Raw genomic sequence first — 7,578 nt, 5'->3', positions numbered from 1 at the left:
GTCCCGCCGCTCGGCTCGCGGGGCCCGCTGCGCGTGCTGGCCTGTGCGGGCGGCACCGCCGTCCTCGACACGCTGGACACCGACCCGGTCGGCGACCGGTGCCTGGCCGCCCCGCTCGACGGGCACACCGCCGTGATCGTCCCGGACGGGTCGGACGGCGCGGCCGTGCGGCTCCTCGCGCCCACCGGCCCGATCGGCGTCAGCGACCCCGCCGGCCGCGACGGCCTCGGGACGGCGCTGCGGCAGGCCGAGGACGCGCTCGCGGCCGCCCGGCGGCACGGCGAACCCGTCCTGTACCACTCCGACCTCCCCGGACGCGGGGTCCTCGGCCTGCTGGACCCCGGCGCCGCACGCGCCTTCGCCGACGCCCTGCTGGCGCCGCTGCGCGCGGAAGGGCTGGTCGAGTCGGTCCGCGCCTACGTGGCGGCGAACGGGCAGGGCGAGGCGGCGGCGCGCGCGCTCGGCGTCCACCGGCACACGCTCCGCACCCGGATCCGCAGGGCGGCCGAGGTCCTCGCCCGCGACATGGACGACCCGGCGGTCCGCGCGGAGCTGTGGGTGGCGCTGGCCGTCACGGCCAACGAGGACGGCGCGATTGGACAGGCCGGAGACTCCCATCGCGGATCCCCGGAGATAGCGTGAAGGCATGAACGTGACCCCCTTCTGGCTGGCCGGGCGGCCCGCGACCGGTGACGCCGAGCTGACCGTGACGCACCCTTACGACGGCCGCACCGTCGGCACCGTCGCCGTCCCGACCCCCGAGCAGGTGGAGGAGGCTCTCTCCGCGGCCGACACCGTCCGCCGGGAGGCCGCCGCGCTCCCCCTGCACGTGCGGGCCGAGGCCCTCGCCCACGTGTCGGCCCGGCTCGCCGAGCGCGCGGAGGAGATCGCCCGGCTGATCACCGGCGAGAACGGCAAGCCGCTGCTGTGGGCGCGCGGCGAGGTCACCCGCGCGATCTCCACGTTCCGGTTCGCCGCCGAGGAGACCCGCCGGTGGAGCGCCACCACGCAGCGCCTCGACACCGACCCCGCCGCGGACGGCCGCATGGCCTACATCACCCGCGTCCCCAAGGGCCCGGTGCTCGGCATCTCCCCGTTCAACTTCCCCCTCAACCTGGCCGCGCACAAGGTCGCCCCCGCCATCGCCGTCGGCGCCCCGATCGTGCTGAAGCCCGCCCCCGCCACCCCGCTGTCGGCGCTCCTGCTCGGCGAGCTGCTCGCCGAGACCGGCCTGCCCGCGGGCATGTTCTCCGTCCTGCCCGTGCCGAACGACCGCGCCGGCGCGCTCGTCGAGGACCCGCGGCTCCCGATCGTCTCGTTCACCGGCTCCGTCCCCGTCGGCTGGGCCATCAACGACCAGGTGCCGCGCAAGCACGTCACGCTGGAGCTCGGCGGCAACGGCGCCGCCGTCGTCCTCCCGGACGCCGACCTCGACTGGGCCGCCCAGCGCATCGGGCTGTTCTCCAACTACCAGGCCGGGCAGAGCTGCATCGCCGTCCAGCGCGTCTACGTCGACCGCTCCATGTACGACGCGTTCCTGCCGAAGCTCATCGACACCGTCTCCGGCCTCGTCACCGGCGACCCGTGGGACGACAAGACCCAGGTCGGCCCCCTCGTCAGCCAGGACGCCGCCGAACGCGTCGAGGCCTGGGTCAACGAGGCCGTCGAGGCGGGCGCCAAGATCCTCACCGGCGGCACCCGCGAGGGCGCCGCGTACGCCCCGACCGTCCTCGCGGACGTCCCGGACGACGCCAAGGTCGCCCGCGAGGAGGTCTTCGGGCCCGTCATGCTCGTCCAGCCCGTGGACGGCGTCGACGACGCGTTCACCCGGGTCAACGACTCCGCGTTCGGCCTCCAGGCCGGCGTCTTCACCCGGAACCTCGACATCGCCTTCCGCGCGCACCGCGAACTCGACGTGGGCGGCGTCGTCATCGGCGACGTCCCCTCCTACCGCGCCGACCAGATGCCGTACGGCGGCGTCAAGGACTCCGGCGTCGGCCGCGAGGGCCTGCGCTCGGCGATGGCCGACTACACCGAGGAGAAGGTCATGATCCTCACGGGCCTCCCCCTCTGACGCGTCGTCAGCCGCGGGACCCGGGCTCCCGGGTCCCGCCGCCCCGGTGCAGGGCCAGGCCCGTCCGCAGCGCCCCGGCCGCCTCCGACACCGCCTCCTGGAACCGCCCGCCCAGCGACCACATGTTCGCGAACCCGTGGATCAGGTCCTCCTGCCGCCGCAGCGCGACGGGCACCCCGGCCTCCGCGAGCCGCTCCGCGAACGCCTCCCCCTCGTCCCGCAGCGGGTCGAACCCCGCCGTGACGAGATAGGTGGGCGGGAACCCGCTGAGATCGTCGGCCAGCAGCGGCGACACCCGCGGCTCCTTGCGCCGCTCCTCCGGACAGTAGTGGTCGCTGAACCACGTCATGTCCTCGTCGGTCAGGTAGAACCCGTCCCCGAACAGCTCCCGCGACCGCCGCCGCACCGACATGTCCGTCGCCGGGTAGAACAGCAGCGCGAACGCCGGCCTCCGCTCGGCGAACAGCCCGACGACCGTCGCCAGGTTGCCGCCCGCGCTGTCGCCGCCCACCGCCACGGCCCCCGGGTCGGCGCCGAGCGACTCCGCGTTCTCCACCGCGTACTCGTAGGCGGTCAGCGCGTCCTCGATCCCCGCCGGGTACGGGTGCTCGGGCGCGAGCCGGTAGTCCACCGACAGCACCCGCACCTCCGCGTGCACCGCGAGGTACCGGCACACCGTGTCGTGGGTCGCGATGTCGCCGACGACCCATCCGCCGCCGTGGTAGAAGACGAGCAGCGGCGACCCGTCCGCGAGCCCGGCCGGCGTGTACAGCCGCGCCGAGACGTCCCCGGGGATGGCGATCTCCCGCGTCCGCACCGGCCGCGCGGGCACCTTCGAGAGCATCGCCGACCCCCGCGCGAGCCCCCGCCGCGCCTCCGCGGGCGTCGCCGCGCCCAGCGACTCCCCCTCCAGCCGCAGCAGCCTGAGCAGCACCTGCGCGTCCAGCGCCAGCCGCTGCCCGTCCCGCACCACCGGCGCCCCGGCGATGAGCCTCTTCACCGGCCCCGGCAACGCGAACACGACCCGCAGGAAACCCCCCACGACCGAGGGCGGCACGAATTCGAGCGGCTGCGCCATCACACCTCCAAGTCAGAAGTACCGCACACCGTACCCCCCAGTAGCCCTCCTCCCGAAGAGCGGCCTGGACTCACTCCCCGCTCGCCGGCTCAGCCTTCAGAGGGTGGGGGTTCGGGTGCGGTACTGGCGGGGGGAGAGGCCGTAGGTGGCGCGGAACGCCTGGCTGAAGTGCGCGGGGCTGCTGAAGCCCCAGCCCGCCGCGATCGCGCCGATCGAACGGGACGCCAGCCGGGGGTCGGTCAGGTCGCGGCGGCACGCCTCCAGGCGGCGCTCGCGGATCCACCCGGCGACGGTGTGACCGTCCTGCTGGAACAGCTTGTGCAGGTAGCGCAGGGAGATGTGGTTCGCCACGGCGATGGCCTCCGGGGTGAGCCGGGCGTCACCGAGGTTCTTCTCCATGAAGGCGCGGATCTGCGCCATCAGCGCCCCCTGCCGGGTGGAGGACGGCGCCGCGCCGTGGACGTCCAGCGCCCCGGCGAGCGCGACGGTCAGCACGTCCAGGACCAGGGCCGACAGCCTCGCCGTCTCGGACGGGCCCAGCTCGTCCATGCGCGCGGCGAGCTGCAACAGGAACTGCGACGACAGCGCGCCGACACCGTGCGAGCCCGGGATGCGGACGCCGTTCAGCCGCCGGACGTCCCGGGCGGGCAGCGGCAGCGCCTCGCGCGGGAACCGCAGGAGCAGCAGGCTCGCCGGGGCGTCGGGCGCGCACCGTCCGAGGAACGGGCGCGAGGTGTCGACCAGGATGAGGTCCCCGGCCTGGAGGTCCGCGCGCCGGTCGTCCTGCTCCACCAGGCCGCCGCCCCGCACGACGCAGCCCAGCTTGAACACCTCGGGTTCCGGGCGGCGGACGGGGTCGGGCGTGCACCGCACGGCGTGCGGTGCCGTCGTGACCAGCGCCGCTTGGACGGGCCCGAACTCGCTGACGCCGGAATCGGCCCGGAATCCGACCTCGGCGTGCGACCCACGGCGCCGGTCGCAGGGCCCCCATAACTTCGCGCTCACCTCGCGCCGGAAGGCGAGCCGCTCCGCCGCGGGCATCCCGGCGGTGCCGATGACGTTCATGATCCACCCACAGTGTCGTCGCCGCGGGGTCGGACGGGCGCTCACCCGGATGCCTTCGCACCGCGACGCACGGATACCACCCGTCTCCGAGAATCGATCACCGGACGGCCATCGGGAAGGACACCCGACCGGACATTGCCCGGACATTCGGCCCGAGCATCGAGACGCCCGGCCCGCGCCGGAAAACCAGTCGATGCCTGAAGGAACGTCATTCACAATCGGGCGTATGGGACATCGCGCGAACTATGTGATCGTGGACCGGGGTGAACACCGGATCCACTATTCGCAGTTCGGCGCGCTCTCGCTGGCCTCCGACCCGCTGATGGGCCCGGAACAACTGGAGTCGTACATCGGCGGCCCGGGCGGTACGCGAGCATGCCGACGTGGTCGCCTACCTAGGATCTCGACGCCGAAGACCTGATCTTCGACAACGTGCGGGAACAGCGGCGGCCGACGATCGAGCAGATCTTGGACACGCTCAATGAGGGCGTGCCGTGGCTCGGGATTCCCATGGACCTCGACTACCACAGGGATTACGTCACCAGATCCGATCCGGATCCTTATTACCTGGACACCGAGACGATTGTGACGGTGCGTTTCTCTGACGGGCGGGTTCGGGACTTCACCACGACCGATTACCGGATCGACGAGGTGATGACCGCGGGCGCCGACCTGGTGACGGCGCTTCAGGGCGCGCCCCACACCACGTTGCCGCGGGTCGAGCATGTCCGGGGTGGGGCTCTGATCGATGTCGCGGCCCGCACGGTGACGGCCTGGCCCCTGCCTCATCCGGGGACGGCGGTCGTCGAGGGCTGGGGCGGGTGGGAGGTGATCTGGTCCGACCTCGGGCTCAAGGGCCAGGTCGCGGCCACCGGGCGCGACCCGGCGGTGGTGGCGCAGACTCCCTCGCATCTCGTCCGCGAGGCCGCCTACCTGATCAGTGCGAGCGACCGCGTGCAGGACATCCAGCAGTACCTGCGGGAGCAGGTGGCGGAGGTGCGGGAGAGCGGGGCCGAGATCCTCAAGGAGGCACCGTACGCGCCGGCCTCGCCGGAGGCGGACGGCGGGCGGGCGGCGTTGCTGGCTCGGCTCGTCGAGTTGCGCGGGGAGTGAGGCCGGAGGAGAGCGCACTCCTCTCCATTTCCAACGTATAGCGCACAGGGGGGCTTGCGGCAAGGCCCCCGTGATGCCTCACGATGGTCCACCGGAAAGCCAGGACCTGCGGAAACGGGGGACGAGAGATGCGCGTTGCGTTGACGGCGTGGGGGTCGCGCGGGGACGTCGAGCCGCTGGCGGCGCTGGCCGTCCGGTTGCGGGAGTGCGGCGCGGAGGCGCGGGTGTGCGTGCCGCCGGACGAGGAGTTCGCGGCGCTGCTGGCCCGCGCCGGCGTGCCGATGGTGCCGCTCGGCCCGACGGTGCGCTCGGTGGTGGCGGGCACGGAGCCGCCGTCGGCGAAGGCCGCGTTCGAGCTCGCTCCCGCGCTGGTCGCCGCGCGGTTCGAGACGCTGATGACGGCCGCCGAGGACTGCGACGTGCTGCTGGCGACCGGGCTGATGCCGGCCGGGGCGCGGGACGTCGCCGAGAAGCTCGGCATCCGGTACGTGGCCGCGGCCTTCCATCCGTTCGGGATGCCGTCGCGGCACTTCCGTCCGCCGGGGAGGCCGGGCAAGCCGTTCTCGGACGAGAACGACGCCCGGGCGCTGTGGAAGGAGGACGCGCAGCGGGTGAACGCGCTGTACGGCGAGGCGCTCAACAGGCATCGGGCGGCGATCGGCCTGCCGCCGGTGGACGATGTCCGCGCGCACGTCCTCACCGAGCGGCCGTGGCTGGCGGTCGACCCGGTCCTCGGCCCGTGGCAGGACATGACGGATCTCGACCTCGTGCAGACCGGGGCGTGGATCCTGCCGGACGAGCGTCCGCTGCCGGACGGGCTGGCGGCGTTCCTGGACGCCGGGGAGCCGCCGGTGTACGTGGGTTTCGGCAGCATGGCCGCGCACACCCCGAAGGACATCGCCCAGGTGGCCGTCGAGGCGGTCCGCGCGCACGGCCGCCGCGTCCTGCTCGCCCGCGGCTGGGCCGGGCTGGCCGCGGTCGACGACCGGGACGACTGCTTCGTCGTCGGCGAGGTCAACCAGCAGGCGCTGTTCGGCCGGGTGGCCGCCGTCGTGCACCACGGCGGGGCGGGCACCACGACGACGGCGGCGCGGGCCGGCGCGCCGCAGGTGATCGTCCCGCAGATCGTGGACCAGCCGCACTGGGCCGCGCGGGTGGCGGAGCTGGGCATCGGCGCGGCGCATGAAGGTCCGGCTCCGACCGTCGCGTCCCTGTCGGCCGCGCTCGACACGGCCCTGGCGTCCGGGACGCGGGCGCGGGCGAAGGCCGTGGCGGGCACGATCCGCGGCGACGGGACGACGGTGGCCGCGAACCTGCTGCTCGGCGCCGATCGGGGCGGTTCCGGCGTGTGGGAGACTGGGCCGGTTTCCGGACGGCGAGGGACTGGGGTGCCTGGTGGGGGGCGTGCTGCGGATTTCGCGTCCTAACGCGCGGTTCCAGCAGTGGGAGGCGCTGCTGCGGAACCAGAACAAGCGGCAGCGGGCGGGCGAGTTCCTGGTGCAGGGCGTCCGGCCGATCACGCTGGCGGTGGAGCGCGGCTGGCCGGTGCGGGCGCTGATCTACGACGCCGGCCGGCCGCCGTCGCGGTGGGCGGCCGGGATGCTGGAGCGGGCCGGCGGCGAGCGGGTGGCGATGGCCCCGGAACTGCTGCGGGAGCTGAGCGGCAAGGAGCAGGAGGTCCCCGAGCTGGTGGCGGTGCTCGAACTGCCCGCCGACGACCTGGCGCGCGTCCCGGTCGGGCCGTCGTTCCTCGGGGCGGTGTTCGACCGGCCGACCGGGCCCGGCAACATCGGCACGATGGTCCGGTCGGTGGACGCGTTCGGCGGCGCGGGCCTGATCGTCACCGGGCATGCCGCCGACCCGTACGACCCCAAGGCGGTCCGCGCCTCCACCGGGTCGCTGATGGCGGTGCCGGTCGTCCGGGTCCGTTCGCACCGGGAGGTCCTGGAGTGGGCGCGCGGGCACCGGGCGGGCGGACGGCCGCTGACCGTGGTCGGCACCGACGAGAACGGCACCGCCGACATCGCCGGGGTGGACCTGACGGGCCCGGTGCTGCTGGTGATCGGGAACGAGACCGCCGGGCTGAGCGCGGGCTGGCGGGAGGGCTGCGACGTCATGGCGCGGATCCCGATCGGCGGCGCGGCCAGCTCGCTGAACGCCGCCAGCGCCGCCACGGTCGCCCTGTACGAGGCCGTCCGCCAGCGCGCCGGACGATCCTGAACCGGACGTCCCAAAGCGGGCGCCCGTG

At 74.2% G+C, this 7,578-nt stretch carries 8 protein-coding genes; 6 read left to right on the top strand and 2 right to left on the bottom strand.

Annotated elements, in window-relative coordinates; translation table 11 throughout:
• The coding region (locus E1300_RS12725; RefSeq protein WP_207399680.1) for a PucR family transcriptional regulator at positions 1-642 on the top strand (642 nt) is incomplete at its 5' end.
• A 4-nt stretch (positions 643-646) separates the two neighbouring features.
• Entirely contained in the window at positions 647-2,074 is a 1,428-nt protein-coding gene (locus E1300_RS12720) for an aldehyde dehydrogenase family protein (RefSeq protein ID WP_131757179.1), read from the top strand.
• A 7-nt stretch (positions 2,075-2,081) separates the two neighbouring features.
• Here the strand turns inward: E1300_RS12720 and E1300_RS12715 are convergent, their stop codons facing one another.
• Both E1300_RS12715 and E1300_RS12710 read right to left on the bottom strand, forming a co-directional pair.
• Positions 2,082-3,152, bottom strand: a complete 1,071-nt coding sequence (locus E1300_RS12715; protein ID WP_131757178.1) for an alpha/beta hydrolase — start codon at positions 3,150-3,152, stop codon at positions 2,082-2,084.
• 96 nt (positions 3,153-3,248) lie between these two features.
• A complete protein-coding gene (locus E1300_RS12710) occupies positions 3,249-4,217 on the bottom strand; it encodes a helix-turn-helix domain-containing protein (RefSeq protein WP_131757177.1) in 969 nt (322 codons plus the stop codon).
• Positions 4,218-4,443: 226 nt separating this feature from the next.
• Between E1300_RS12710 and E1300_RS12705 the strand changes: the two genes are divergently transcribed.
• From E1300_RS12705 to E1300_RS12690, 4 genes are all read left to right on the top strand, one after another.
• Positions 4,444-4,638 carry a hypothetical protein gene (locus E1300_RS12705; RefSeq protein WP_131757176.1) on the top strand — a complete coding sequence of 65 codons (195 nt, stop codon included), beginning with the start codon at positions 4,444-4,446 and terminating at the stop codon, positions 4,636-4,638.
• Between the two features lie 11 nt (positions 4,639-4,649).
• On the top strand, positions 4,650-5,330 hold the full coding sequence (locus tag E1300_RS12700; RefSeq protein WP_131757175.1) for a hypothetical protein: 681 nt from the start codon (positions 4,650-4,652) through the stop codon (positions 5,328-5,330).
• A gap of 128 nt (positions 5,331-5,458) precedes the next feature.
• A complete protein-coding gene (locus E1300_RS12695) occupies positions 5,459-6,757 on the top strand; it encodes a glycosyltransferase (protein ID WP_131757174.1) in 1,299 nt (432 codons plus the stop codon).
• Positions 6,735-7,550: a TrmH family RNA methyltransferase gene (locus tag E1300_RS12690; protein WP_242619116.1), complete on the top strand. Its 816-nt coding sequence runs from the start codon at positions 6,735-6,737 to the stop codon at positions 7,548-7,550. Before E1300_RS12695 ends, E1300_RS12690 begins: the two co-directional genes overlap by 23 nt.
• The last annotated feature ends 28 nt before the right edge of the window (positions 7,551-7,578 follow it).

Origin of the sequence: Actinomadura fibrosa (genome assembly GCF_900659615.1) — a bacterium.
GTDB lineage: Bacteria > Actinomycetota > Actinomycetes > Streptosporangiales > Streptosporangiaceae > Spirillospora > Spirillospora fibrosa.
Note: the sequence above shows the minus strand (reverse complement) of the source record. Positions and strands in the feature narration are given on the sequence as shown.